Source organism: Bacillus sp. JJ1562, assembly GCF_036962705.1.
In the GTDB taxonomy this organism is placed as follows: Bacteria; Bacillota; Bacilli; order Bacillales; family Bacillaceae_L; genus Ferdinandcohnia.
The window spans coordinates 10,620-14,068 of the sequence record NZ_JBALOQ010000080.1 but is presented as its reverse complement, the minus strand read 5'-3'; the positions used below and the strand labels follow the sequence as shown (position 1 = coordinate 14,068).

Below are 3,449 nucleotides of genomic sequence, written 5' to 3'. Positions count from 1 at the left end.
AAATGTTAATAAGATAAAAAACAAGTTTTACTTTGTTACTAAACTCTACCCTAAAAAAAATGACTTATTATATAATTTAATTAGAAAAATTAAAAACAGTCCGAGAGGAAATATTAATGTAAATTTATAAACAAAGTAACCCCCAGAAAGTAAATATGAGGGGATTATTAAGTATATTAATATATTTGAAATAGAGATAAGCCCGTTATTCTTCAAATTAACCTTCCTCTACAGTATCTTAATAAATTCCTTCGCAGTGTTTTCTAATTTAAATTTATTTGCATGTTCTATTATTTTGTCTTTCTTGAAACAACGTGAGGTTATTGATTTATAAATTTGCAGTGAAAGATCATACTTACTACTGTCTTTCACTAACAAACCCGAAATATTATTATTTATTACCTCTGAAACTCCGCCATATTCTCTTCCAATAACAGGACATCCACATGCATTTGCCTCTAGATAAACTAAGCCAAAGGATTCTCTATAATTAGACAATAAAATAAATATATCCACAGATGAATAAAATTGTCTTAATTTCCCTCTATCAATTCTACCGACAAAAGTAACATTATCTGAAATGATTGACTCCGATACTTTGTTTTTTAATTCACTAAGATAATCTCCACTGCCTACGATTATCCATTGGAACTCATTAGTATGTTCTTTTAGTTTTTCAAAAAGCGAAATTTTCCTATCATAACCCTTCATTTTTGTTACGCGAGAAACTGATAATATTAACTTTCTACTTTTTGGTATTCCATACATANNTAATAAAAAAGATTTACATCTACCCCATTATAAATAACAACTATTTTTTCCTCTAAGTAATAAAGCTTCGACAAATCTAAAAATTTGTTTTTCATATCTTTACTTACTGCCACAATCTTTAAACAGTTATCCAACAATTTTCTATACTTCTCTTTGTAGTTTAAAACTTTATCAAGTAAATTTTGCTCTATAAAAATATGTTCAGGTTCGCTTCCATGCAACAAACATATCGATTTTTTCATTAAAGATTCTGGAAAAAATAATGCGCCTACTTGACCAGCTCCTATATCGTTTAATATTATTGAATCAAAGCTTTCAAGTTTTAACGTTTTTATTTTATTCCATAGGTTCCAAGCCCCTATTTTTGGGAAGCATTTAACAGTAATTATTTCACAGAAGTTTACCTTGTAAATTTCTGTACCCCTTTTACATGTTACAACTGTTACTCTATATCCTTTTTTAGATAGTACTTTCGCTAGGTCATAAGCGTAGCTACCTGCTCCACCTAGCTTAGGAGGAAACTCATGTGATACTAATAAAATGTTTTTCATTTTTTAATTCCTCCTAAATTTCCTAATCCATATGCCTTTAATAAAAAGAATTTTATGAGGAATTAAAAACTTAATGAACAAAATCAATTTTTCTTTAAAAGAAACTTGTCTTATATAGTTAAAAACTTTCTTCTTCTTTTTATTATTAATACATGTATTTGCTAAAAAGTAATACCTATTAACATTGACTTTTCGTCTTACACTTTTTGGATTTATTCTATAACTGAGCAAAAATTGATTTATATAATAAAACTTATAGCCATTATTTTTGAACCTGACCCACAGTTCTTTGTCCTGCCCTAATTTATATTCTTCATTATATCCTCCCAAACTTTGTACCGCACTCTTTTTAAAAATTACTGTTGGGTGTGGAATAAAATTATGATATTCCAAATTTTTTAATATATTTTCTAATTTTTTCGGTCTCCAGGAATCACAGATCCTAGATCCCTTTTCATCAATTAAGGAAGTATCACCAAAAATCAAGTCAATTTCAGGTTTATCATTTATTACACTCATTTGTTTTTTAAAACGGTCTAAATCTGCAATATCATCTCCGTCCATCCTTGCTATATATTCAGCGTTTGCAAGATTAATCATATTGTTAAGTGATTTAGTCAGACCCATGTTTTGTTGGTTTTTAATTATGATAATTCTATCATCTATAGCTGCATAAGATTCAATTATTTTTAACGAATTATCCACTGAACAGTCATCTGTAATAATAAACTCAAAATCAGAAAATGTTTGATTAAGAATACTTTCCACAGCTTCTTCTAAATATTCCTCGTTATTATATACTGACATAATAACACTTAAAGATGGTTTACTTGTCACTGTTTTCCCTCCAAGACAACAGTTATTTTCCAGATATCTTTTTCAAGGCAAATAAATAAGAGTCTAGATGGTAAAATTAAGTTGTCTTTTTATCTTTGCAGGATTGCCAACTACAAGTGAATTTTCAGGAATATCCTTTACAACAACGCTTCCCGCTCCTATTACACAATTATTACCTATATTAACCCCATCAAGAATTGTTACATTTCCGCCTATCCATACATTATTTCCGATTGAAATACCTTTACCTGTTATCCCTTGTTCATATATAAACTTTTCTTCATTTGAAAACACATGATTCATTGCCATAATTTGCACACTAGGTCCTATTCTGACTCCCTTACCGATGTCTATATCACCATATGCTCTCATTATTGTGAACTGATTAACTGTACTATTCTCACCTATTTCAATTTTCCCTTTGAGTGATTCCAATATTACATTATCCTCAATAATAACATTAGATTTCGTCTTAATATGCCCTTCAATTTTGTGAACATAGAGAATAGTGTTATCCCTAACTTTATTACGTTTACCAATTGTAATTTTTCTTGGATTTTTTAATTTTATACTGAATGAAATATCTGAAAGATTTTTTTGGTAGCATATTATAAACTTAATTTTCTGTGTCCATTTGATTACTTTTTTTATCAACTTTTTAATTATTAAAAACATTTTAAACAACCCGTTACTATATATTTTTAGTAAAATTTTTATATTTTGTTCTTGGATCGATCCTATTTCCATATTTCATTATAATTTTCCTTAAGAAGTTCGGCATGATTCCAAGTACTATTGGGATCGAAACTGATATTAGTCTATTAAATAAAGGGACACCCAATAATTTTGAACCATTCCACCTAATAGATGCATCTAGCAATCTATGTTTCATCCCTCTTTTTTTGGAATGATTTTCGCTAACCCTGTATTCTAAGAGCGGCTTTCCAATATTATGCAATTCTAATCCATTAGAAAGGCACCTAAACCAAAGATCATAATCCTGAGCATACCTGTATTTGATGTTATATCCGCCTAAACTCATAATATCTTCTTTTCGAAACATAACGGTTGGATGAATCATTGGACTAGCCTTTAATATTAGTTTTCGAATATCTTCATTTTTTATTGGTGTATATCTTGTATTCTTTACTTCACCATAATCATTAATTTGATATGCCCAACTTCCAACCACACTCACATTAGAATTATTATCTAGAAACTCGACTTGCTCTAAAAATCTATTTGGTAAAGAAATATCATCCGCATCCATTCGTGCGATATATTCAGTAT

At 29.0% G+C, this 3,449-nt stretch carries 5 protein-coding genes; all 5 read right to left on the bottom strand.

From position 1 onward, the window contains the following. Window positions 1–228: 228 nt before the first annotated feature. The gene (locus tag V7097_RS25765; protein ID WP_335706497.1) at window positions 229–711 is read right to left on the bottom strand and encodes a glycosyltransferase; all 483 of its coding nucleotides are present in this window, start codon (window positions 709–711) and stop codon (window positions 229–231) included. 26 nt (window positions 712–737) lie between these two features. Beyond that, a complete protein-coding gene (locus V7097_RS25760; protein ID WP_335706496.1) occupies window positions 738–1,322 on the bottom strand; it encodes a glycosyltransferase family 4 protein in 585 nt (194 codons plus the stop codon). A 3-nt stretch (window positions 1,323–1,325) separates the two neighbouring features. Further along, complete coding sequence (locus tag V7097_RS25755; protein ID WP_335706495.1) at window positions 1,326–2,159, bottom strand: glycosyltransferase; 834 nt, start codon at window positions 2,157–2,159, stop codon at window positions 1,326–1,328. 63 nt (window positions 2,160–2,222) lie between these two features. Continuing rightward, window positions 2,223–2,834, bottom strand: coding sequence for an acyltransferase (locus tag V7097_RS25750; protein WP_335706494.1), 612 nt, complete (start codon window positions 2,832–2,834; stop codon window positions 2,223–2,225). A 16-nt stretch (window positions 2,835–2,850) separates the two neighbouring features. Beyond that, the coding region (locus tag V7097_RS25745) for a glycosyltransferase (protein ID WP_335706493.1) at window positions 2,851–3,449 on the bottom strand (599 nt) is incomplete at its 5' end.